The organism is Stenotrophomonas sp. A3_2 (genome assembly GCF_036624925.1).
GTDB lineage: Bacteria > Pseudomonadota > Gammaproteobacteria > Xanthomonadales > Xanthomonadaceae > Stenotrophomonas > Stenotrophomonas hibiscicola.
Window position 1 is genome coordinate 1 of record NZ_JAZKVY010000177.1, and the last position, 22,246, is coordinate 22,246.

Here is a 22,246-nt window from a genome sequence, read left to right on the forward strand (position 1 = left end):
CCGGCGCTACCCGTTACAGGCGCTCGCCGCTCTCTGCGTTGAAGAAATGCAGGCCCTGCGGGTGGATCGCCACGCGGATGTCATCGCCCACCGCAGGCAACGCCTGCGGTGCCACGCGCATGGTCAGCGCATGCTGGCCACTGCTGAGGTTGACGAAGATCTCGTTGCCGACCGGTTCGATGCCCTCAATGCGCGCGATGAACGCGTGCGCATCATCGGCAGCAGCCGGTTGCAGGTGCTCCGGGCGCACGCCCACCGCGATCGGTTTCTGCAGCCACGCTGGATTGATCGTGGCCTGTCCCAGTGGCGCGCGCCATTCGCCGTCGACCACGCTCACGCCGCCGGCATCGCCCTGCAGCGTGCCACGCAGCACGTTCATCGCCGGGCTGCCGAGGAAACCGGCCACGAACAGGTTGGCCGGGCGGTCGTACAGCGCCATCGGCGTATCGATCTGCTGGATGATGCCGTCCTTCAGCACCACGATGCGCTGGCCCAGCGTCATCGCTTCAACCTGGTCGTGCGTCACGTAGATCATGGTGGTACCCAGCTTGCGGTGCAGCTGCGCGATCTCGGTACGCACGCTGTGGCGCAGCTTGGCGTCGAGGTTGGACAGCGGCTCGTCGAGCAGGAACACCGCCGGCTCGCGCACCAGCGCCCGGCCCAGTGCCACGCGCTGACGCTGACCACCGGACATCGCCTTGGGCAGCTTGTCCATCATCTCGGTCAGGCCCAGCGTCTGCGCCGCCTCGGCAATGCGCTTGTCGATGGTCGCCTTGTCATGCCCGCGCAGCTTCAGGCCGAAGGCCAGGTTCTCGGCCACGGTCATGTGCGGGTACAACGCGTAGCTCTGGAACACCATGGCGATGTCGCGGTCCTTCGGCGCCACGTCGTTGACCACGCGATCGCCGATGGTCAGCGTGCCGCCGCTGATCTCTTCCAGGCCCGCCACCATCCGCAACAGGGTCGACTTGCCACAGCCGGACGGACCGACCAGCACCATCAGCTCGCCATCGGCGACCTCGAAGCTGGCGTCCTTCACCGCGACCTGGCCGTTGTCATAGACCTTGCGCACACCCTGCAACTGCACTTTTGCCATATCACCTATCCGGTCCGCCCGAAGCCGGGCTGTCTTTTGGGACTGCCTCGGCCCTCCCGATGGCAGTGATGATTGCGCGCCTGCCGCATGACGGCGAGCACTGCAATCGAATACAGTTGCCCATTCTGCCATGTAAACGTTTTCACGTGGCACTATCCGATGATCGGTGCGCACCGATCTGCGTCGGCGGTTGAACGAAGGTTCCGCCGAGGTAGTGGTTTCGAATGGAACGATCTTCCGCAACACCGGAGATCGCCCCTGACGAACCTCGGACAGGCAGTTGCGCGGATGTCCCCCGAACCCAGCCATGAAGCGATTGACAACGATGTCACCCGGATCTGAAACTCGAGCGATGCACGACACCCTCTTCCTGTTCGGTGCCACAGGTGATCTGGCCCAGCGCTACCTGTTCCCTTCGCTGCTTCGCCTGCTTGGCGACGGCCTGCTGCCGGAGGACTTCCGCATCCGCGCATTGGCCCTGTCCGGGCATGACACCGAAGCTTTCCATGACATCCTCCGGCCGCGCCTGCAGCAGGCCATGCCGATGGCCACGCAGGACGACATCGCTGCCCTGCTGCGCCGCATCGACTACCGTTCGGTGGACCTGCGCGATGTCGACTCGGTTGCCGCCGCCGTCTCCGACCTGGTGCACCGCAAGTGCGTCAGCTACCTGGCCATTCCGCCGGGCCTGTACATCTCCACCTGCGAAGGCCTGGCCAAGGGCGGCGCCCTCGCCGCGCCGGCACGCCTGATGCTGGAGAAGCCGATCGGCAGCGACAGCGAGAGCGCCGAGGAAATCATCAGCACCATCGGCCAGTGGATCGACGAGGACCGCGTGTTCCGCCTCGACCACTACCTGGGCAAGGCCGCGGTGCAGAACCTGATCGCACTGCGCTTCGGCAACACGCTGCTGGAAGCGGTGTGGAACCGCAACTACATCGAATCGGTGCACATCCTGGTGGCCGAAAGCGAAGGCGTGGATGGCCGCGATGCCTATTACGCCCGCTCCGGCGCGCTGCGGGACATGGTGCAGAGCCACATCCTGCAGCTGCTGTGCATGGTGGCGATGGAACCGCCGGCATCGCTGGAAGCCGATCGCATCCGCGACGAGAAGGTCAAGGTGCTGCGCGCCCTGCGCCCGCTCGATGCCAGGCACGCCGCGCGTGACAGCATCCGTGGCCGCTACACCGCCGGCACCATCAATGGCCAGCCGGCCCAGGCCTACCAGCCGCCGGAAGGCAGCGACGTGGAAACCTTCGCCGGTGTCACCGCGCATATCGACAACTGGCGCTGGAGCGGCGTGCCGTTCCACCTGGTCACCGGCAAGCGCCTGCCCGAGCGCACCACCCGCGTGGTGGTCACGCTGAAGCCGGTCACCCACTGGCTGTTCGAGCGCCCGCAGCGCGCGCAGGCCGCGCCGAACCGCCTGGTGTTCCAGCTGCAGCCGCAGGAAAACATCGAACTGGGCCTGATGAGCAGCCTGGCCGGCCCGGAATGGGGTGCCCTGGAACTGCATCCGCTGGAACTGGAACTGTCGGTGCCGACCGGCCTGCACCGCCGCATCGCCTACGAACGCCTGTTCCTGGATGCCTTCAACGGCAACCACACGCTGTTCGTGCGCGACGACGAAGTGCGCGCAGCGTGGGCCTGGATCGACAGCGTTGCCGACGCCTGGAAGGAGGCCAAGCTGCCGCTGGAACCGTATCCTGCTGGCCAGTGGGGCCCGAGCAATGCAGGCGAGTTCCTGCCGCAGGGCGTGGACGCGCCGGACAGCGGGGCCTCGGCATGAGTGCCATCTCGCAGCCGGTGCTGGTTGCCGACATCGGCGGCACCAATGCCCGCTTCGCCCTGGCCGACACCTCGCAGGACGCGCCGCTGCTCAAGGAGAGCATCCGCGAGTACGCGGTGGCGGAATTCCCGTCGCTGGGTGATGCCGCGCGCCACCACCTGGAGCAGATCGGCGCTGCGGCCAGCCGCGGCGTGTTCGCAGTGGCCGGCCGCGTCGACGGTGACGAGGCGCGCATCACCAATCATCCGTGGGTGATCTCGCGCAGCCGCACCGCCGCGATGCTGGGGTTCGACGAGCTGCACCTGATCAACGACTTCGCCGCACAGGCGATGGCGATTTCGCTGCTGCAGCCCGAGGACGTCGTCCAGGTCGGCGGCGCCGCCTGGGTACCGGGCAAGCCGGGACAGCCGCGCAACTACGCGGTGATCGGGCCCGGTACCGGGCTCGGCGTCGGTGGCCTGATCATGCGCCACGGCCGCTGCTATCCGCTGGAAACCGAAGGCGGTCATGTCAGTTTCCCACCGGGCACACCGGAAGAAATCCGCATCCTGGAAATCCTCTCCGAGCAGTTCGGCCGCGTCTCCAACGAACGCCTGATCTGCGGACCCGGGCTGGTCAACATCCATCGCGCCGTGTGCGAGATGGCCGGCATCGACCCCGGCCAGCTGCAGCCGGTAGACGTGACCGCGCGTGCCCTGCACGCTGATCCGCAGGCAATGCGCACCGTGGACGTGTTCTGCGCGGTGTTCGGCGCCATCGCCGGCGATCTGGTACTGACCCAGGGCGCCTGGGACGGCGTGTTCCTGACGGGCGGCCTGACCCCGAAGATGCTCGATTCACTGCAGCACTCCGGCTTCCGCCAGCGCTTCGAACACAAGGGGCGGTTCTCTTCGATCATGGCGAGGGTGCCATCGCTTGCCGTGATGCATCCCCACGCCGGACTGCTGGGCGCTGCCGCCTATGCTGCCGACGCCGAACGTGACGCACCAGGAGTTGCCGCATGAGCCCCACCTTCCACGACGACCGCATCGAGTTCATCCAGCACGGCGACGCCGATGGCTGGATCGAGGCGGTGGCCGCCGAAATGGCGCAGACCCTCAACCACGACATCAATGAGGTGGGCCGGGCCCGCATCCTGCTCTCCGGTGGCACCACGCCGGCGCCGGTATACCAGGCACTGGCCGAACTGGACGTGCATTGGGACCGGGTGGAAGTGAGCCTGGCCGATGAGCGGTGGCTGTCGCCGCAGGATCGCGACAGCAACGCCTGGCTGGTGCGCGAGCACCTGCTCAAGCGTGCCGAGGGTGCGCACTTCGATCCGCTGGTGCGGATCGGCAAGCCGCTGACGGAGTGCGTCTACACCGCCAACCTGCAGGCCCAGCACAGCCAGCCACCCAGCCTGGTGGCACTGGGCATGGGCAACGATGGCCACACCGCTTCGCTGTTCCCGGGTTCGAAGGACCTGGCCCGTGCACTGGAAAGCACCCTGCCCTATGCGGCACTGGATGCCACCGGCTGCCCGGGCGCGAACCAGTGGCCGCTGCGCATCACCCTGACCCCGCACGGCCTGCGCCAGTGCCGCCAGCGTCTGCTGCTGCTGCGCGGCAAGCAGAAGCTGCAGGTACTGCGCCAGGCACTGGACAGCAATGACCCCCAGCAGTACCCGATCCTCAATGCAATCAACCTGGAAGGCGCGCGCCTGCGCGTCCACTGGGCTGATTGATGTCGGCGGCGGCGCCACGCCGCCGCTTGCCTCTCGCCACCACGAACGCCGGTAGCCAATGAGCCTCCATCCGCAACTGCAAGCCATCACTGAGCGCGTCATCCGCCGCAGCGCGGCCTCGCGCGCCGCCTATCTGGCCGCGATCGACGCCTCCCTGCGCGAGGGCCCGTTCCGCAGCCGCCTGAGCTGCGGCAACCTCGCCCATGGGTTCGCCGCCTGCGGCGGTACCGACAAAAGCCGCCTGCGCGGTGGGGTGACACCGAACCTTGGCATCATCACCGCCTACAACGACATGCTGTCGGCGCACCAGCCGTTCGAGACCTATCCCGAGCAGATCCGCCAGATCGCCCGCGAGCTGGGCGCCACCGCGCAGGTGGCCGGCGGTGTGCCGGCGATGTGCGACGGCGTCACCCAAGGCCGTGGTGGCATGGAGCTGTCGCTGTTCTCGCGCGATGTGATCGCGCAGGCGACGGCGATCGGGCTCAGCCACGACATGTTCGATACCACCGTCTACCTTGGTGTCTGCGACAAGATCGTGCCGGGGCTGCTGATCGGCGCACTGGCCTTCGGCCACCTGCCGGCGGTGTTCGTGCCGGCCGGCCCGATGACCCCGGGCATACCCAACAAGCAGAAGGCGGAAGTTCGCGAGCGCTATGCCGCCGGCGAAGCCACCCGTGAAGAACTGCTGGAAGCCGAGTCGGCCTCCTACCACGGCGCCGGCACCTGCACCTTCTACGGCACGGCCAACTCCAACCAGGTGCTGCTGGAAGCGATGGGCGTGCAGCTGCCGGGCGCGTCGTTCGTCAATCCGGGCACCCCGCTGCGCGACGCTCTTACCCGCGAAGCGACCGAACGTGCACTGGACATCACTGCGCTGGGCGATGACTTCCGTCCGCTGGGCCGGATCATCGACGAGCGCGCGATCATCAACGCGGTCATCGCGCTGATGGCCACCGGCGGTTCGACCAACCACACCATCCACTGGATCGCGGTGGCGCGTGCGGCCGGCATCGTGCTGACCTGGGACGACTTCGACGAGCTGTCGCAGCTGATTCCGCTGCTGGCCCGCGTCTACCCGAACGGCGAGGCCGACGTGAACCGCTTCGCCGCCGCCGGTGGCCCGGCGTTCGTGTTCGGCGAGCTGATCAAGGCCGGCCTGATGCATGGCGACCTGGTCAGCGTGGCCCGTGGCGGCATGGCCGACTACGCCCGCGAACCCCAGCTGCGCGACGGCCAACTGGTTTATCTGCCGGGCCTGGAACGCAGCGCCGATGACGACGTGGTGCGTGGCGTCGACAATCCGTTCGAACACCAGGGTGGCCTGCGGCTGCTGCGCGGCAACCTGGGCAAGTCGCTGATCAAGCTGTCGGCGGTGAAGCCGCAGTACCGCACGATCGAAGCACCGGCCGTGGTGGTCGATGCACCGCAGGTGCTGAACAAGCTGCACGCCGGTGGCCTGCTGCCCGAGCATTTCGTGGCGGTGGTGCGTTACCAGGGCCCGCGTGCGAACGGCATGCCGGAACTGCATTCGCTGGCGCCGCTGCTGGGCCTGTTGCAGAACCAGGGCCGACGCGTGGCGCTGGTCACCGACGGTCGCCTGTCCGGCGCCTCGGGCAAGATTCCGGCGGCGATCCACGTGACGCCGGAAGCGGCGCGCGGCGGCCCGCTGGCGAAGGTCCGCGAAGGCGACATGATCCGGCTGGACGGCGAGGCCGGCACGCTGGAGGTGCTGGTGGACCCGGCCGAATGGGCGGCGCGTCCGCTGGCTCCGAACACTGCGCCGGCCGCGCATGACCTGGGCCGCAATCTGTTCGCGGTCAACCGTCGCGTGGTGGGCCCGGCCGACCAGGGAGCGATGTCGATTTCGTGCGGTCCGGCGGCGGCCGATGGCGGGCCGTGGGAGTACGACGCGGAGTACGAGCTGGGGCATGATGCCGCGGCGGCGGCAGCGCCGCATGAGGCGAAAGACGCCTGAAGCGAAAAGCCGCGGCAGGCTTCCCGGCTTGGGCAGTAGAGCGCCCTGGCCGGGACGCGCCGTAAACCCCCTACGGGGCCGGCCCAACCGCTGGCGGTTGGGCGTTCGGGCGCTTGCAAAGCGGTGCTTCGCAAGCAAAGCGCCCTCACCCAAGGGGGCTCGGTCGCGGCATCCATGCCGCTCACGGTCCCGGCTGGGGCTGACCGCGCCCTTCTGACACTCTCCGGCGCATCAATGCCGCGAAGTGATCATTGAAAATCAAATTCGACAGCAAAGGCAGAAGCAGAGCTATGGGTATCGAACAACATCAGGTGAAGGCGGCGGAGCTGTTGCATGCGGCGGGCATCCTGCCGGTGGTGACGGTTCATACGCTGGACCAGGCGCGGGCGGTCAGTGCGGCGCTGCTGGACGGTGGTTTGCCGGCGATCGAGCTGACGCTGCGTACGCCGGTGGCGATGGAAGCGTTGGCGATGCTCAAGCGCGAGCTGCCCGATGTGGTGGTGGGTGCAGGCACGGTGCTGACCGTGGAGCAGATGCAGCAGTCGATCGATGCGGGCGCGGACTTCCTGGTGACCCCGGGCACGCCGCCAGCGCTGGCCGATGCACTGGCTGCTGCGCCGCTGCCGGTGGTGCCGGGTGCGGCCACGCCGACCGAGCTGCTGTCGCTCTACGCTCGGGGCTTCCGCGTGTGCAAGCTGTTCCCGGCCACGGCCGTGGGCGGGCTGGCGATGATCAAGGGACTGGCCGGCCCGGTGGCGGACCTGAAGCTGTGCCCGACCGGCGGCATCACCGAAAACACCGCCGCCGAATACCTCGAGCAGAAAAACGTGGTCTGCATCGGCGGTTCGTGGATGGTGCCGGGCAACTGGATTGCCAACGGCGAATGGGACAAGGTGCGCGCCAGCGCCGCCGACGCCGCGAAGATCATCAAGCGCGTTCGCGGCCACTGAGCCCAACGCAGCTGTAGAGCCGAGCCCACGCTCGGCTCCACGCCAGCGGAATGGAAAGCAGCCGAGCATGGCTCAGCTCTACAGGACCAGCATCCAGAGCGCGACCCGCTCCCGCTCTTCCTTCTTCATTCCGCGGTGGCGGCGCACGAAAACCGTCCTTGGCCCTGCGGAGGGATTGCGCAGGGGCGTGAGCGCCATGGATGGCGCGACCGAGCCTCCAGGGATGGATTCACGGCGTCCCCTGCGCAATCCCTCCGCAGGGCCAACCCCACGAATCCTGCCGCACACCGCAAGGGGCTCAGCCGTTGGCCGAAACCCGTTACAGCGGCCGCGCCGGATCCACCAACCCGTACTGGCTGGCCATCCGCGCCAGCGCGATGTTGTCGTGGATCCCCATCTTCTCGAACAGCCGCGCCTTGTGCGTGTTCACCGTCTTCGCACTCAGGCTCAGCCGCCGCGCGATATCTTCCTGGCGCAGGCCCTGGGTCAGCAGCAACGCCACTTCCAGCTCGCGCGGCGACAGGCTGTCGAACGGCGAACCGTTGCCTTCCACCGTCGACAGTGCCAGATTCTGCGCGATGCTGGTGCCCAGGTAGCGGCGCCCACCTGCCACGTCACGCACCGCGCGCAGCAGTTCCTGCGCATCACAACCCTTGCCGATATATCCGGCCGCGCCGGCTTCGAGCAGCCGCTTCGGCAGCGGGCCATCTTCCAGCACCGACACGATCACTACGCGGGTGTTGCGGTGGCTGCGCACGATGCGCTCGGTCACTTCCATGCCGCTCACACCCGGCAGGTGCAGGTCACACAGCACCACATCCGGCAGCAGCTGGCGGACTTCACGCAGCGCGTCTTCGCCGGTCTCGGCTTCGCCCACCACCTCGATGTCGGTTTCCCCCGACAGAATCATCTTCATCCCGGTGCGGACCAGCGCGTGGTCATCCACCAGGTAGACTCGAATCGTCATTCACGTACCTCTTCGAATGCGGCCATTGCAGGTCAAGCTAGGCAGGGTGCCGATACCCTGCAAGCGCGTTCGGAATGCGGCCCCGGCAATCTGCCTTGCGCATCACAGTACCGCGCGTTGTGCTTGCCCCCTGTCTTGCAGAACCTGCTGCAACGAAACAACTGATCTATCACGTAGACGTCCCGCGCGGGGCATCCACGTCAATCCCCCTGTGATGATGCTTCGCTGGCCTTCGCTGGCCGCGTGCCATGATGCCGCCAAGGGTGCCGGCGACTGAACATGACCAGATAGCACCCTACCACCCAAACCAGCGCGGCACACCATCCGGCCAGGATATCGGAGGGGTAATGCACCCCCAGATAGACCCGGGAGACGCTGACCAGCAGGCTGAATGCCGGCGCCAGCAGCAGCACCGGCCAGCGCCAGCGGGTGTTCCAGGCCAGCAGTACCAGGGTCACCGCCAGGGTCATCGAGCCCATCGCGTGGCCGCTGGGAAAGCTGAACGTCGATTCCGGCGCGATCGATTCCCACAGGCTGGGGCGCTGGCGCTGGAAGAAGTGCTTGCTGCCCATGTTCAGCAGCGCCGAGCCGACGAAGCTGACCGCCACGAAGGTGGCCTCGCGCCAGCGCCGGTAGCCCAGCAGCACGCCGATGATCAGCACGTCGGCCGGGATCAGGAACCACTCATAGCCCAGTTTGGAAATGAGCACGAAGAAGCGGTCCAGCAGTGGCGAGTGCAGGCCATGCATCTGCCACAGCAGCGGCGCGTCGAAATGGAACGATTCAAACTCGTGCACCTCGTCCGCCAGGGCGACGAAGCCAGCCAGCGGCAGCAGCACGCCGCCGAACAGCAGGACCAGACGCCAGGCATTGCGCGCCATCCAGTGGCGGAAACCGGAGGCGGATTCCGGTGCAGCGAGGATCGCAGGCTTATCCGGCGCTTCGGACATACGTGTGTTCGACGTAGTCGTCGATCAGGGCGACGAACTCCTGGGCGATGTTGTCGCCGCGCAGGGTCACCTTCTTCTCGCCATCGACAAACACCGGCGCTGCGGGTGTTTCGCCCGTGCCCGGCAGCGAGATGCCGATGTTGGCATGGCGCGACTCGCCCGGCCCGTTCACGATGCAGCCCATCACCGCCAGGGTCATGTTCTCCGCCCCCGGGTGGTGGATCTTCCACAGCGGCATCTTCTCGCGCACGTGGTTCTGCACGACCTTGGCCAGCTCCTGGAAGAACTCCGAGGTGGTGCGGCCGCAGCCCGGGCAGGCCGTGACCAGCGGCGTGAAGGCGCGTTGGCCGGTGGTCTGCAGCAGTTCCTGGGCGACGATCACTTCCTGCGTGCGCGACTGGCCCGGTTCCGGGGTCAGCGAGATGCGGATGGTGTCACCGATGCCTTCCTGCAGCAGCACGCCCAGCGCCGCCGCCGACGCGACGATGCCCTTGCTGCCGATACCGGCTTCGGTCAGGCCCAGGTGCAGGGCGAAATCCGAGCGCTGGGCCAGGTCGCGGTATACCGCGATCAGCTCCTGCACGCCGCTGACCTTGGCCGACAGCACGATGCGGTCGCGCGGCAGGCCGAGTTCCACCGCCTGCTCGGCCGAATCCAGGGCCGAGCGGATCAGCGCCTCGCGCAGCACGCGGCCGGCATCCCAGGGCTGTTCGCGCAGGCTGTTCTCGTCCATCAGCTTCGCCGCCAGGGCCTGGTCCAGCGAGCCCCAGTTGGCGCCGATGCGCACCGGCTTGTTGTAGCGGATCGCAAACTCGATCAACTGCGCGAACTGCAGGTCCTTCTTCTTGCCGAAGCCGACGTTGCCGGGGTTGATGCGGTACTTTGCCAGCGCTTCGGCACACGCCGGTTCGGCGGTCAGCAGCTGGTGGCCGTTGTAATGGAAGTCACCGATCAGCGGCACGTCGATACCCATCATCGCCAGCTTGTCGACGATGCGCGGGATCGCCGCAGCCGCTTCCACGGTGTTGACGGTCAACCGCACCATTTCCGAACCCGCGCGCCACAACTCGGCCACCTGCTTGACGCTGGAAGCCACGTCGGAGGTGTCGGTGTTGGTCATCGACTGCACCACTACCGGCTTGCCTCCGCCTACGGTGACCCCGCCGATCTGCACGGCATGGGTCTGGCGGCGGGGCCAGGAGGTGGCATCGGAGGGAGGCGTAGGGCGGGTCACGGCGTCGTGCATGGGCGCATTCTACCGCCCGCTCCCGCATTCGGGGTGACTCGCATTCAGCCGGCGGCACGGCTGCGGCCGATTGTCGCAGGCACGCGCGCCCGTGAACGCATACGATGAGCATGAATGACCGGTCCCGACGCCCCGTTCCTCCGTACCCTGTGCAGCCTGCGCTGGCTTGCCGTAGGCGGCCAGGCCGCCACCATCCTGGTCGCCAGCTGGGTGCTGGGCCTGCCGTTGCCCCAGCTGCCACTATGGGCCGGCGTGGCCGTGCTCACCTTGTTCAACATCTACACCCAGCTGCGCCCGGAAGCGGCCGACACCGCCCCGCTGACCGCATTCGGCCATATCCTGGTGGACGTGATCATCCTGACCTGGATGGTGGGCTGGAGCGGCGGCATGGCCAACCCGTTCAGTTCACTGTTCCTGATCCTGATCGCGCTGGCCGCCTTCGCCCTGCCCCTGCGCTGGGCACTGGCAGTGGCCCTGGCCTGCCTGCTCGGCTACGCCGCCAGCGGCATCTTCGGCCAGCCGCTGCCGGACGGCTATTTCCGCGCGCAGGACCTCAACCGTTGGGGCGTGGTCGCCAACTTCCTCATTTCCGCAGCGGTCGTGCTGACCTTCTCCACCCGCCTGGCGCTGGCGCTGCGACAGCGCGAACTGGAACTGTCGGCACTCAGGGAACGCTTCGCCCGCAACGAAGGCATCGTCGCCCTGGCCACCCATGCCGCCTCCGTGGCGCATGAACTGAACACGCCGCTGGCGACCATGACCCTGCTTGCCGATGACGTCGCCGAGCGCAGCGAAGAGCCGGAAGTGCGCGAAGACATGGAGACCCTGCGCGAACTGCTGGTGCAGTGCCGGGAACGCGTGCTGGCGCTGGCCGCACCGGCCTCGGCCGACGCACCGGGCCGCAGCCACTCCAGCGCCCAGCAGGTACTGGAACAGTGGCGCCTGGTGCGGCCGACCATCGACCTGCATCGCAATGACGATGCGCCGCTGCGGTTACCACTGGATCCGGGCGTGGGCCATCTGCTGATGGTCCTGCTCAACAATGCCGCAGATGCCGGCGAACAGGCCGGGCGGCCACGGGTAGACCTGGACCTGCGCATCGAAGGCGACGACCTGATCGGCGAAGTCCGCGACTACGGCCACGGCTTCGATGCCCGTGCCGCGGTGCTGCCAGGCAAGCTGTTCGGCAGCAGCAAGAGCGAGGGCATGGGCGTTGGCCTGGCCCTGTCCCATGCCACCATCGAACGCCTCGACGGCGAGATGTGGATGCGCCCGGCCCAAGGCGCCGGCAGCCGCGTCGGCTTCCGCCTGCCGCTGGTCCCACGCGAGGAAACCCCATGAGCGCCTCAACCCTCGGCCTGCTGGTCGACGACGACGAACTGTACCTGCGCACCCTGCAGCGCAGCCTGGCCCGCAAGGGACTGGAAACGCAGACCGCGCAGGATGCCGCCAGCGCGCTGGCATTGGCCCGCCAGCATCCGCCGGCGTTCGCGCTGATCGACCTGAAGCTGGGCAGTGATTCCGGCCTGGCGCTGATCCAGCCGCTGCGCGCGCTGCGCGCGGACATGCGTATCCTGCTGGTGACCGGCTATGCCAGCATCGCCACTGCCGTTGAGGCGATCAAGCTGGGGGCCGACGATTACCTGCCGAAGCCGGCCACGGTACCGATGATCCTGCGCGCGCTTGGCGAGGAAGACGACGGCCCGGCCGACGATGGCGAAATGGAAGTGCCGGACGCGATGACGCCGATCAGCCGCCTGCAGTGGGAACACATCCAGCAGGCGATGCACGAGACCGGCGGCAACGTGTCCGCAGCGGCACGCCTGCTCGGCATGCACCGGCGTTCGCTGCAGCGCAAGCTGGCAAAGCGGCCGAGCCCGGAACGCGATCCGAGCCGTTGATCGCTGACGGACCGGTCCGGCTCAGGCCTCGACCAGCGCCGGCCGGTCCTGCGCGGCGCTGGAGCGCACCGCACACGCATCGGCCCGCGTGGCCATCGTCTCCTGCAGCAGCGGCGATGGCAGTACGCAGGCCGGATGCATGCGCAGGAAGCCGTAGATCGAACCCGCCAGGCCGATCATCAGGCCCGGGGTAAAGGCCGCGCGGGTGAGGCCGCCAACCATCCCCTGGTGCTCCTCGATCGAAGAAATGATCTCGATGGCGGCCTCGTCCTGCGGATAGGGACACCCTGCCGGATCCAGCGCAGCGGCCAGCACCAGCAGTTCCCGGGTGGACACATCGCCATGGCACAGGGTGTGGCTGAACCCCCATTTGCCGCGCGCATCGGCCACGGCGCGACGCATGTCGCGCAATTGCGCGGCATCACCGGTGCGGGCATACAGGTCCGCCGCCGCCAGGCCGATGCCCACGCTGCCGTGGCACCAGGTCGGGAAGTTCTTCTGCCCATCCTGCAGGTGGATGTCCCGCCAGTGCCCGGTATGTGGCTCGAACAGGGCTGCCTGAAATGCAAATGCTCCTTCGGCCAGCCGCCGCCATGCGGCCCGCTCGGGCACGCTGCCAGCCTCGGAGCGGGCCAGTCGTGCCAGCGCCCAGCCCATGCCCATCGCACCGTGGCCAAAACCACCGATCGGCTCGCTGAACTGTGGCGTCGGCCAGCGCGTACCGTCTGCGTCGACAATCGCAGCGTCCTGCATGCGGCGTCCCGCTGCGGCCGCCAGTTCCAGCCAGCGTGCGTTGCCGGTGGCTTCAGCCAGCGCCAGCAACGGCAGGATCATGCCGGACACACCATCAATCAGTTCGAACTTTGCCGCCTGCTGGAAACCGCGATGCTCCGCGGCTTCCGCGCAGCGCTCTGCCAGCGCCAGCAGCGCCGGTCGCTGCAACAGGTCGTGCAATGCCAGCAATGCCCACATTTGCGAACCGGTTCCGACGAATCCACCGTCAATTTCGGCGGGGTGCCGCTCGCACAGGGTCTGGAACACCGCAAGGGCGCCCTCGATGGCCGGATCCAGCCCGGCCACCGGATCGGCACGCCCCTGCTCCACTTCGTGGCGATAGGCTGCCAGTGCGAAAGCGATGCCGCCCAGCCCGAAGTACAGGTCTGGCTGCACCGGCTGGACGGTCCATCCGGTACGCGTCACTTCAGGTGTGATCCAGGTCATCGAGCCGTCTTCGCCGTGCACCGCCAGCCGCAGCAGGCTTTCCACCGCGCGCGTGGCCAGCGTGCGACGGCGTGCGTCCAGGTCGTCGGCGCGCGGATGCCGTGCTGCATAGCTGTAGCCGGACCGGGCCTCGGCTCGGGCCAGTGCATGCTGGTTCAGGTCGGTGGCGACCAGCGTGCTGCGGATCGTCACGTCTTCCAGGTCAATCCGCATCGCGCGCCAGTTGGCGACGACGGAGTGGATACGCGCCGCGTCCAGCTGCGATGCGAAGATCGGAATGTCACCGTGGCGCAGGTCATCGACCTCTCCGCGTACGGTTTCCAGGTCCGATGGCGCAGCGGGCGACACCGCCGCATTCCGCACCAGCAGGTCGATCGCGCGCTCAACCGCCCGAGCTTCGTTGTGAAGCGATGCTGGATGCCAGAGCATCCGCCCGAGCTCGGCGTAGGCCATTGTCGGCCGCCGTACATCCCGCACCTGGCAGCCTTCGAAGGCCGTCAGCAGCGGCATCAGTTCGCCGTTAGCGTCCAGCGCGCGCAGACGCCCACTGGCGTCGATGAAGCCCTCGCTGATGTGGTCCCAGTACAACGACACATCGGGCTGTGCGCTGGGATGGTTCTGCGCAATGGAGACCTCGGCCTCGACCATGCCCAACCGGGCCGGTTCGGTCCCGTCGTCGACGATCACCGGCACCTGCACCCGTGGCTGCTCGCCGGGCAGCGCGCCGGCTGCAGACAGGTCCACGCCCTCCATGCCCAGGCCGGCAGTACGGAACGGCACGATTCCGGTACGCAGCACTGAATTGCGCATCAGCTTGACGGCGGTGTCGTACGCATCGCCAAGCCCTGATGGCTCGATTTCGATTACCCGGCAGAACACGCTTTCGGCGTCGACCACCACCGGCACCGGCCCGACCGCGATCAGATTCTCCAGATGGATGTCGGTGCCACCGATCAGGCGCAGGATGGCCAGCCAGTGGCCGAGGCCGCGGTAATAGCACCGCAGTTCAGCCTCGCCGGAACAATAGCGATGCGCGGCGAATGCAGCCCAGCCGTGGCTGCCACGATCGATCACCTTCGGCACGCGCACGCGGTCAGGGGCATCACCGAAGACCGCGGACAACAGGCCATCGAGCGTGGCATCGATGCGCAATGAGCGTGGCTTGTACATCACCGTGCCGCCTTCGAACTGCAGCCGTGCCACGGTGCGGCCGCCACCGTGCAGGTCACCGCGGCCCAATGCAACGGCATGCAGCGTGCCCGCCGGCGCACCCAGCAACTCGGCCAACGCAACACGATCACTGCCGATGCGTGCAGCGAGCTCCACCACGGCCGCGCATTGTCCTTCGAGCATGCGCGTCAGGCGCGGCAGCAGTACCGGATAGCGTTGCTGCAGATGCGCGCGGAAGCCCTCGCTCGTGGCCAGGGCAACGAATTCGTCCAGCGCACCAGCACTGTCAAGCGGGCCGATGTCACCGCTGCGTGCGGCGGCGTGCAGCTCCAGCAGGAGCACGCGGTTGAGCTTGAGCTGGGCATGCTCATGCAGCGCCGCCTCGCCCTGCGAATGCAGCAGCGCACGTTCGCCGGGCTGCAGGGCAATGGCGGGATCATGCAGGCCGGCAGCCAGCGCAGCGCGCGCCTGGGCAAGGAAATGTTCGGTGATGCGCGCAAACGCGGCCGCAGCCGGAGAAGCGGTCATTACGCCCCCTGCGAGATTCAAGAGTCTGTTCCAGTCGCCGGCACGCAGCTGCATGCCTCTGCGTGCCGGCACGGGCTACATCAGCAACACAGGCAGTGGTTGATCACCGATACCGTGGTGGTGCACTCGTTGGTGCCACCGGTGATCATGGTGTCCGAAGCTCCGGTGAGGGCCGCTTCGGTGGCTGCCGCACCGTAGATGAACAGCGAACCCGCAGGGTTGGCGCACCCATCCACATCGTCCGAGCCATTGAGCCAGCCGGACACAACGTCGTCATTCAGATCCATTCGCAATCTCCTGTCATTGACAACATGAGGCGTTGAGGACATGGATCGATTCCACGTCCCTTCGGATACGGCCAGTCCCTGGCATCAACTTCATGCTGCGAGCGATACTGGATGACAGGTACAGCCGCCCGTGCACACTGCATTGGCACGCGATGCGCAGTCAAGCTGCGCTGCGGCAGGCACGCGGATGCGCGGCATGCGCAGCACCGAAACGGGACGGAATGAGTGGCCGCGCAGACACTCATGCGCGACCGGATCGAAGGCAACCGGAGAGGCATGGGATGGCCGGCCGGCGCCGGCACATCCGCAGGCCGGGTCAGCCCTTCAGCTGTGCCAGTATCTCGCGGGTCATCGGATCGGCAATCGCCACATCCTCACCCTGCAGCGCCGGCAACAGGCCACTGGCCAGCTGCTTGCCAAGCTCGACACCGAACTGGTCGAAGGCATTGATGTTCCAGATCACCGACTGCACGTACACAGCGTGTTCGTACATGGCGATCAGTGCGCCCAGCGCCTGCGGGGTCAGTGCGTCGAGCAGGATCAGCGTGCTCGGGCGGCCCCCGGGGTAATCGCGGTGCGGGTCGTCGCTGCTCTGGCCATTGGCCAGTGCTTCGGTCTGCGCCAGCAGGTTGGCCAACAGGGCCTGATGATTGATCGTGTAGGGATCGTCGCTGTGCACGCAGCCGATGAAGTCGGCCGGAACGATGCTGGTGCCCTGGTGCAGCGCCTGGAAGAAGCTGTGCTGCACGTCGGTGCCCGCCCCGCCCCACCACACCGGCACGGTGTCGGTGGTGACCGGCTGTCCGTCACGCTGCACGCGCTTGCCCAGGCTTTCCATCACCAGCTGCTGCAGGTAGGCCGGCAGCAGCGCCAGGCGCTGGTCGTAGGTCATCACCGCGTGCGTGGCATGGCCCAGCAGGTTGCGGTTCCAGATGTCGGTCAGGCCGTGCAGCACCGGCAGGTTGCGCTCCAGCGGTGCATCCAGCGCATGCGCATCCATCTGCGCGGCGCCTTCCAGCAGCTGCTCGAAGCGCTCGAAACCGATGGCCAGCGCGATCGGGAAACCCACGGCCGACCACAGCGAATAACGGCCACCGACCCAGTCCCACATCGGCAGCACGTGATCGGCGGCGATCGCGAAAGCCTTGGCCGCGCGTTCCGGATTGGCGCTGACGGCATACAGGCGCTCGCTGCCCCCCAGCCAGTCGTGCAGGATCTGGCCGTTGAGCAGGGTTTCCTGCGTGCCGAAGGTCTTGGAAATCAGGATGCCCGCGGTCTTCGCCGGATCCAGCGTGGCCAGCGTGCGCTGCATGGCGGCGCCGTCCACGTTCGACACGAAATGCACGCGCAGGCGCGCACCGCTGACCGGACGCAGCGCATCGGCGACCAGGCGCGGACCGAGGTCGGAACCACCGATGCCGACACTGACCACGTCGGTTACGCCGCTGTCTTCCAGCGCGCGCACCAGCACGCCCATGCGCTGGCGGATCTCGCGCGCGGTGGCATAGGCCTCAGCGGCAACCGGTGCATCGACCACGTCACCGCGCAATGCGGTGTGCAGTGCGGCGCGACCCTCGGTCAGATTGACCTGCTCGCCACGGAACAGGCGCGTGATGGCGCCGCCGACATCACGTTCGGCAGCCAGCGCCAGCAACGCCTGCAGCGCGGCGGCATCGTATTTCTGCCGCGCGAAGTTGACGTACAACGGACCGACCCGCAGCGCCAGATCCTGCACGCGGCCGGGTTCGGCGGCGAGCAGGCTGGGAATGCTTGCGCCCTTCAGGCGCTGGGCGTGGGAATGCAGCGAGTCGAATCCGTTGTTCGTTGTCATGCGGCCTGGGTCGGGATCGTGTCGTTGGTGTGGGTGATCTGGTTCTTGCCATCAACGTACACCAGCTTCGGCTTGAAGCTGTCGGCTTCCTGCTCGGTCATGCTGGCGAACGCGGCGATGATGATGATGTCACCGACCTGCACGTGGCGCGCGGCGCCACCGTTGAGCGAGACAACACCGCTGCCGGCCTCGGCGCGGATGGCATAGGTCGAGAAGCGCGCACCGTTGGTCACGTCCCAGATGTGCACCTGCTCGAACTCGCGGATGCCGGTGGCAGCCAGCAGGTTGTCATCGATGGCGATCGAGCCTTCGTAGTTCAGCTCGGAATGGGTGACGGTGGCGCGATGGATCTTGGTCTTGAGCAGGGACAGGTGCATGGGGGCGCTGCAACGGCAAAGGAAAGAGCGGATTCTAGCACCCGCACAGCGCGGGGCATCACGGCCGGCAACCTGTTCAGGTAGGCGGTGAAACCGGGGTCAGAACCCTTTCCCCTGGAAAAGGCATCTGACCCCATGCATCGCGCGGCGCCGCCGGAGCTCAGAATTCCAGGTTGTCGATCAGCCGGGTCGTACCCAGTCGCGCGGCGATCAGCGCCACGCGGCCACCGCCGTCGAAGGTCGGCTCGGCCAGCTCCGGGGTGCGCAGCACCGCATAGTCGACCTGGAAACCGGCCGCCTGCAATGCCGCCGTGGCGTCGGCCTCGATGCGATCACGCGCCTGCCCGGCCACGTATCCCTCGCGCATGCCCAGCAGGGTGCGGTGGATGGTGGTCGCGACCGGGCGCTGTTCGGCGCTCAGGTACTGGTTGCGCGAACTCTTGGCCAGGCCATCCTCGTCGCGCACGATGTCAGCACCGACGATCTGGATCGGGAACGACAGCTCAGCCACCATCTGCCGGATCACCGCCAGCTGCTGGTAGTCCTTGCGGCCGAACACGGCCACGTCAGGCTGCACCTGCAGGAACAGGCGCGCTACCACCGTGCACACGCCGTCGAAGTGACCCGGGCGACTGGCACCTTCAAGCACTTCACTGACACCCGGAGCGTGCATGCGCGTGGTCTTGTCCACGCCCAGCGGATACATCGCCTCCACGCTGGGCAGCCACACCGCATCGCAGCCGACCTGCTCAAGCCCGGCCACATCGGCCTCGGGCGTACGCGGATAGCGACTGAAATCCTCGTTCGGCCCGAACTGGGTCGGGTTGACGAAGATGCTTGCCACCACCTTGTCGGCGTACTGGCGGGCCAGGGTCACCAGCGAATGATGGCCACCGTGAAGGTTGCCCATGGTGGGCACCAGCGCCACGCGCAGGCCCTCGCGCTTCCAGTGGGCGATCTGCTCGCGCAATGCGCCAAGCTCGTTGAAGGTCTGGATCATGAGGCGTAAGCGTGCTGTTCGTCGGGGAAGCTGCCGTCGCGCACGGCGTCGGCGTAGACGCGGGTGGCACCGGCCACCGAACCGCCTTCGGCAAGGAAATCCTTGACGAACTTGGGGCGGCGATGGCCACTGTCCAGGCCGAGGAAATCGTGCAGCACCAGCACCTGGCCGTCGCACTGCGGGCCGGCACCGATGCCGATGGTCGGCACCTCCACCGCAGCGGTCACCTCGGCGGCAACCGGGGTCGGCACGCACTCAAGCACCATGATGCTGGCGCCGGCAGCGGCCACGGCCCTGGCATCTTCCACCAGCTGGCGCGCGGCATCGCCGCGGCCCTGGATCTTGAAGCCGCCCAGGCGCAGCACCGATTGCGGGGTCAGGCCCAGGTGCGCGCAGACCGGAATCTCGCGCTCGACCAGGTAGCGGATGACGTCGACCTTGAAGCCGGCACCTTCGATCTTGACCATCTCGGCACCGGCCTGCAGCAGCTGCAGCGAGGCATCCAGCGCGCGCTCCGGGGTGGCATCGGCGCCGAAGGGCAGGTCCGCCACCAGCAGCGCACGCTGCAGCACGCGGGCCACGGCGCGGGTGTGGTAGACCATGTCGGCCACGGTCACCGGCAGGGTCGAATCATGGCCCTGCACCACCATGCCCAGCGAATCGCCGATCAGGATCAGGTCAACGCCATTGGCGTCGAAAGTGCGGGCGAAGCCGGCGTCGTAGGCGGTCAACATGACCAGCTTCTGGCCATTGCGCTTGGCCTCGGCCAGGGCGGGAACGGTCCAGGGCTTGCTGTCTGCGTGGGTGCTCATGTGCTGATAACCGGGGGAGATAACCCGGGCATTATCACCCTATCGGGGCAATCCCGCAGGCGTCCACCCGCACCACTGCGTCCCGCACGCGGCCGTGGCCGGGAATGGCAAGATCCGGCGCGATTTCGGCCAGCGGCACCAACACGAAGGCCCGTTCGTGCATGTACGGGTGTGGCACCTTCAGCCCGGGCTGGTCGAGCTCCTGCACGCCGTACAACAACAGGTCCAGGTCCAGCGCGCGCGGGCCCCAGTGCACTGCCGGATCGCGCACGCGACCGAAGCGCTGCTCCAGCGCCAGCATGGCCTGCAGCAGCTCATCGGCCGGCAAGGTGGTTTCGACCGAGGCCACCGCATTGACGAACGGCGGCTGGTCTTCATTGCCCCAGGCCGGCGTTGCGTAAAGCCGCGAGGCCTGGCGCAGCCGGGTCCCGGGCAGGCCGTCCAGCGCGGCAATCGCCGCGCCGACGGTGGCGGCCGCGTCGCCGAGGTTGGCGCCGAGGCCGATCCAGGCAGGGGTCATCGCCTACTCGCCCGCTGCACCGGCCGAGGCACCCGGACGACGGCGGCGACGGCGGCGCTTGCGCGGCGCTCCGCTCTCGTCATCGCCTTCTTCGCTGTGCATCGCATCCAGCGACGACTCCAGCTCACGCCCGGACTGCGCCTGCGCTTCGCGCCAGAATTCGACATCGGCGGCGTGCTCGGACGACGCCACCTGGCGCAGGCTGAGGAAATCGAACGCGGCACGGAAGCGCGGATGGGTCAGGGTGCGGAACACGCGCTTGCGCTGGCGCGAGCTGAAGCGCGACTGCAGCAGCCAGATTTCCTGCATCGGCAGCGAGAAGCGGCGCGGCAGCGCGATGGTGCTCAACTGCTGCACGGTGACGCGGTCGGCGGCGCGGCGCTGCGCCTCTTCCGGTGCCACGCCCTGCTTGAGCAGGGTCGCCTGTGCACGGCAGAACGCCGGCCACAGCAGCAGCGCGAACAGGAACGCCGGCGAGACCGGTTCGTCGTTGGCCACCCGCGCATCGGTATTGGCCAGGCCCTCGACCAGCATGCGGCGCAGCGCGCCGGTGCGGTTGGCTTTCAGCGCCTTGGCGCTTTCCGGGAACAGCACGTCGAGCAGGCCGTAACGCTCAAGGCCTTCGAAGCTGGCCACGCCGTGTCCGGACAGGAACAGCTTGAGCACTTCCTCGAACAGGCGCGCTGGCGCGGCTTCGTTGAGCAGGCCGGCCAGGTGCGGGATCGGCGCGGCAGTACCCTCCTCGATCTGGAAGCCGAGCTTGGCCGCCAGGCGCACCGCTCGCAGCATGCGTACCGGGTCTTCCTGGTAGCGCTGCACCGGGTCGCCGATCAGCTTCATCAGGCGCGCCTGCACGTCCTCGAAGCCACCTGTGTAGTCGCGCACCGAGAAGTCCTCGATGGCGTAGTACAGGGCGTTGCAGGTGAAGTCGCGGCGGATGGCGTCGTCTTCGATGGTCCCGTACACGTTGTCGCGCACGAGCATGCCGTTTTCCATCTCGCGGTCGCCGCTGCCGTCATCGCTGTTGGCGCGGAAGGTGGCGACTTCGATGATTTCGCGGCCGAACACAACGTGGGCGAGGCGGAACCGGCGGCCGATCAGTCGGCAGTTGCGGAACAGCTGCTTGACCTGTTCGGGCGTGGCGTCGGTGGCCACGTCGAAATCCTTGGGTTGGCCATTGACCAGCAGATCGCGCACCGCGCCGCCGACAAGGTAGGCGCCGAAGCCGGCATCGCGCAGGCGATAAAGCACGCGCAGGGCGTTCGGGCTGATGTCCTTGCGGGAGATCGTGTGCTGGTCGCGCGGGATGACGCGCAGGCTGAACGGTGATGTAGCAGGGGAAATGATGTTGGCGCTTCCGGTTGAAGTTTCGGGATTGCCCAATGGCATCGAGGTGCATATACTAGCGCTCCTGCCTCGGCAGCGACACAGTTACGCTCCCTTCGTCTAGTGGTTAGGACGTGGCCCTCTCAAGGCTAAAACAGGGGTTCGAGTCCCCTAGGGAGCGCCAGTCGCCGCAGCAGGAACCGAAAAAGCCCGCCTTGTGCGGGCTTTTCTGTTTTCCGGGGTTTGCATCGGCATCGATCGGCCTGGTCGCAGTAGCGCCTTCCTGTTCCTGCGTGGGAGGGGGTGGGCCACCCTGACAGTTTCCCGCGACGGCGGCACGAACAGCCTCGCTCCTCCGCAGCCAATTCAATCCCGACGCGCAGACCTGCGTCCGCCAGAACCGCAATGCCTGACGCGAAGGCGGGGCAGCTCAAGCCGGGACCGTTGGCGCCATGGATGGCGCCATCGAGCCCCCATGGTGAAGTGACCCCCGGGAGTTGGACGCCAGATCCAACCCCGAGGGATACATGAACAGATATGACGCTCGTTTCAAACTGCAGGTTGCCAAAGAGGCCTG

Annotated in this window: 19 protein-coding genes and 1 tRNA gene; 8 read left to right on the plus strand and 12 right to left on the minus strand. The window is 67.3% G+C overall.

Annotated features, from left to right (window positions below; all coding sequences use genetic code 11):
- Positions 1 to 13 precede the first annotated feature (13 nt).
- The gene (locus R5H29_RS05475; RefSeq protein ID WP_332328882.1) at positions 14 to 1,096 is read right to left on the minus strand and encodes a sn-glycerol-3-phosphate ABC transporter ATP-binding protein UgpC; all 1,083 of its coding nucleotides are present in this window, start codon (positions 1,094 to 1,096) and stop codon (positions 14 to 16) included.
- Between the two features lie 352 nt (positions 1,097 to 1,448).
- Between R5H29_RS05475 and zwf the strand changes: the two genes are divergently transcribed.
- From zwf to eda, 5 genes are all read left to right on the plus strand, one after another.
- A complete protein-coding gene (gene zwf, locus R5H29_RS05480; protein WP_019661197.1) occupies positions 1,449 to 2,885 on the plus strand; it encodes a glucose-6-phosphate dehydrogenase in 1,437 nt (478 codons plus the stop codon).
- Positions 2,882 to 3,889 (plus strand): glucokinase, encoded by a 1,008-nt coding sequence (gene glk / locus R5H29_RS05485; protein ID WP_332328883.1) that lies wholly within the window; start codon positions 2,882 to 2,884, stop codon positions 3,887 to 3,889. The genes zwf and glk overlap by 4 nt, the downstream gene beginning before the upstream one ends.
- Positions 3,886 to 4,608, plus strand: coding sequence for a 6-phosphogluconolactonase (gene pgl, locus R5H29_RS05490; protein WP_058980277.1), 723 nt, complete (start codon positions 3,886 to 3,888; stop codon positions 4,606 to 4,608). The genes glk and pgl overlap by 4 nt, the downstream gene beginning before the upstream one ends.
- A gap of 58 nt (positions 4,609 to 4,666) precedes the next feature.
- Entirely contained in the window at positions 4,667 to 6,583 is a 1,917-nt protein-coding gene (gene edd / locus R5H29_RS05495) for a phosphogluconate dehydratase (protein ID WP_332328884.1), read from the plus strand.
- Between the two features lie 290 nt (positions 6,584 to 6,873).
- A complete protein-coding gene (gene eda, locus R5H29_RS05500; protein WP_134730658.1) occupies positions 6,874 to 7,533 on the plus strand; it encodes a bifunctional 4-hydroxy-2-oxoglutarate aldolase/2-dehydro-3-deoxy-phosphogluconate aldolase in 660 nt (219 codons plus the stop codon).
- Between the two features lie 319 nt (positions 7,534 to 7,852).
- Here eda and R5H29_RS05505 read toward each other — a convergent pair whose 3' ends face one another.
- From R5H29_RS05505 to ispG, 3 genes are all read right to left on the minus strand, one after another.
- Positions 7,853 to 8,500 (minus strand): response regulator, encoded by a 648-nt coding sequence (locus tag R5H29_RS05505; protein ID WP_004153112.1) that lies wholly within the window; start codon positions 8,498 to 8,500, stop codon positions 7,853 to 7,855.
- Between the two features lie 200 nt (positions 8,501 to 8,700).
- Positions 8,701 to 9,450, minus strand: a complete 750-nt coding sequence (locus R5H29_RS05510; protein WP_058980273.1) for a phosphatase PAP2 family protein — start codon at positions 9,448 to 9,450, stop codon at positions 8,701 to 8,703.
- Entirely contained in the window at positions 9,431 to 10,696 is a 1,266-nt protein-coding gene (ispG, locus tag R5H29_RS05515) for a flavodoxin-dependent (E)-4-hydroxy-3-methylbut-2-enyl-diphosphate synthase (protein WP_019661189.1), read from the minus strand. The genes R5H29_RS05510 and ispG overlap by 20 nt, the downstream gene beginning before the upstream one ends.
- A gap of 114 nt (positions 10,697 to 10,810) precedes the next feature.
- Between ispG and R5H29_RS05520 the strand changes: the two genes are divergently transcribed.
- The gene (locus R5H29_RS05520) at positions 10,811 to 12,037 is read left to right on the plus strand and encodes an ATP-binding protein (RefSeq protein WP_019661188.1); all 1,227 of its coding nucleotides are present in this window, start codon (positions 10,811 to 10,813) and stop codon (positions 12,035 to 12,037) included.
- The gene (locus tag R5H29_RS05525) at positions 12,034 to 12,597 is read left to right on the plus strand and encodes a response regulator transcription factor (RefSeq protein ID WP_005409063.1); all 564 of its coding nucleotides are present in this window, start codon (positions 12,034 to 12,036) and stop codon (positions 12,595 to 12,597) included. Before R5H29_RS05520 ends, R5H29_RS05525 begins: the two co-directional genes overlap by 4 nt.
- 21 nt (positions 12,598 to 12,618) lie before the next feature.
- On the opposite strand, the gene R5H29_RS05530 is transcribed toward R5H29_RS05525, so the two are convergent.
- The 8 genes from R5H29_RS05530 to pcnB form a co-directional block, all read right to left on the minus strand.
- Complete coding sequence (locus R5H29_RS05530; protein ID WP_134735421.1) at positions 12,619 to 15,516, minus strand: type 2 lanthipeptide synthetase LanM family protein; 2,898 nt, start codon at positions 15,514 to 15,516, stop codon at positions 12,619 to 12,621.
- 80 nt (positions 15,517 to 15,596) lie between these two features.
- Positions 15,597 to 15,803 carry a DUF6229 family protein gene (locus R5H29_RS05535; RefSeq protein ID WP_010484314.1) on the minus strand — a complete coding sequence of 69 codons (207 nt, stop codon included), beginning with the start codon at positions 15,801 to 15,803 and terminating at the stop codon, positions 15,597 to 15,599.
- Positions 15,804 to 16,119: 316 nt separating this feature from the next.
- Positions 16,120 to 17,634, minus strand: a complete 1,515-nt coding sequence (gene pgi / locus R5H29_RS05540) for a glucose-6-phosphate isomerase (protein WP_332328885.1) — start codon at positions 17,632 to 17,634, stop codon at positions 16,120 to 16,122.
- Positions 17,631 to 18,011, minus strand: a complete 381-nt coding sequence (gene panD / locus R5H29_RS05545; protein ID WP_005409061.1) for an aspartate 1-decarboxylase — start codon at positions 18,009 to 18,011, stop codon at positions 17,631 to 17,633. The genes pgi and panD overlap by 4 nt, the downstream gene beginning before the upstream one ends.
- 160 nt (positions 18,012 to 18,171) lie before the next feature.
- Positions 18,172 to 19,011: a pantoate--beta-alanine ligase gene (gene panC, locus R5H29_RS05550; RefSeq protein ID WP_155029290.1), complete on the minus strand. Its 840-nt coding sequence runs from the start codon at positions 19,009 to 19,011 to the stop codon at positions 18,172 to 18,174.
- Positions 19,008 to 19,823 carry a 3-methyl-2-oxobutanoate hydroxymethyltransferase gene (gene panB / locus R5H29_RS05555; RefSeq protein WP_332328886.1) on the minus strand — a complete coding sequence of 272 codons (816 nt, stop codon included), beginning with the start codon at positions 19,821 to 19,823 and terminating at the stop codon, positions 19,008 to 19,010. Before panB ends, panC begins: the two co-directional genes overlap by 4 nt.
- 34 nt (positions 19,824 to 19,857) lie before the next feature.
- A complete protein-coding gene (gene folK, locus R5H29_RS05560) occupies positions 19,858 to 20,343 on the minus strand; it encodes a 2-amino-4-hydroxy-6-hydroxymethyldihydropteridine diphosphokinase (RefSeq protein ID WP_155029289.1) in 486 nt (161 codons plus the stop codon).
- A 3-nt stretch (positions 20,344 to 20,346) separates the two neighbouring features.
- Positions 20,347 to 21,726: a polynucleotide adenylyltransferase PcnB gene (gene pcnB / locus R5H29_RS05565; protein ID WP_407073523.1), complete on the minus strand. Its 1,380-nt coding sequence runs from the start codon at positions 21,724 to 21,726 to the stop codon at positions 20,347 to 20,349.
- Positions 21,727 to 21,778: 52 nt separating this feature from the next.
- On the opposite strand from pcnB, the gene R5H29_RS05570 reads away from it, so the two are divergent.
- Positions 21,779 to 21,853 (plus strand) — tRNA-Glu (locus tag R5H29_RS05570).
- Positions 21,854 to 22,246: the final 393 nt, after the last annotated feature.

Excerpts from the sequence above, each read along its gene's own strand:
- ispG (WP_019661189.1), bottom strand. The coding sequence starts at position 10,696 with ATGCACGACGCCGTGACCCGCCCTACGCCTCCCTCCGATGCCACCTCC.
- zwf (WP_019661197.1), top strand. The coding sequence starts at position 1,449 with ATGCACGACACCCTCTTCCTGTTCGGTGCCACAGGTGATCTGGCCCAG.
- folK (WP_155029289.1), bottom strand. The coding sequence starts at position 20,343 with ATGACCCCTGCCTGGATCGGCCTCGGCGCCAACCTCGGCGACGCGGCC.
- R5H29_RS05535 (WP_010484314.1), bottom strand. The coding sequence starts at position 15,803 with ATGGATCTGAATGACGACGTTGTGTCCGGCTGGCTCAATGGCTCGGAC.
- panB (WP_332328886.1), bottom strand. The coding sequence starts at position 19,823 with ATGAGCACCCACGCAGACAGCAAGCCCTGGACCGTTCCCGCCCTGGCC.
- pgl (WP_058980277.1), top strand. The coding sequence starts at position 3,886 with ATGAGCCCCACCTTCCACGACGACCGCATCGAGTTCATCCAGCACGGC.
- edd (WP_332328884.1), top strand. The coding sequence starts at position 4,667 with ATGAGCCTCCATCCGCAACTGCAAGCCATCACTGAGCGCGTCATCCGC.
- eda (WP_134730658.1), top strand. The coding sequence starts at position 6,874 with ATGGGTATCGAACAACATCAGGTGAAGGCGGCGGAGCTGTTGCATGCG.
- glk (WP_332328883.1), top strand. The coding sequence starts at position 2,882 with ATGAGTGCCATCTCGCAGCCGGTGCTGGTTGCCGACATCGGCGGCACC.
- pgi (WP_332328885.1), bottom strand. The coding sequence starts at position 17,634 with ATGACAACGAACAACGGATTCGACTCGCTGCATTCCCACGCCCAGCGC.
- panD (WP_005409061.1), bottom strand. The coding sequence starts at position 18,011 with ATGCACCTGTCCCTGCTCAAGACCAAGATCCATCGCGCCACCGTCACC.
- R5H29_RS05510 (WP_058980273.1), bottom strand. The coding sequence starts at position 9,450 with ATGTCCGAAGCGCCGGATAAGCCTGCGATCCTCGCTGCACCGGAATCC.
- R5H29_RS05520 (WP_019661188.1), top strand. The coding sequence starts at position 10,811 with ATGACCGGTCCCGACGCCCCGTTCCTCCGTACCCTGTGCAGCCTGCGC.
- R5H29_RS05525 (WP_005409063.1), top strand. The coding sequence starts at position 12,034 with ATGAGCGCCTCAACCCTCGGCCTGCTGGTCGACGACGACGAACTGTAC.
- R5H29_RS05530 (WP_134735421.1), bottom strand. The coding sequence starts at position 15,516 with ATGACCGCTTCTCCGGCTGCGGCCGCGTTTGCGCGCATCACCGAACAT.
- R5H29_RS05475 (WP_332328882.1), bottom strand. The coding sequence starts at position 1,096 with ATGGCAAAAGTGCAGTTGCAGGGTGTGCGCAAGGTCTATGACAACGGC.
- panC (WP_155029290.1), bottom strand. The coding sequence starts at position 19,011 with ATGATCCAGACCTTCAACGAGCTTGGCGCATTGCGCGAGCAGATCGCC.
- R5H29_RS05505 (WP_004153112.1), bottom strand. The coding sequence starts at position 8,500 with ATGACGATTCGAGTCTACCTGGTGGATGACCACGCGCTGGTCCGCACC.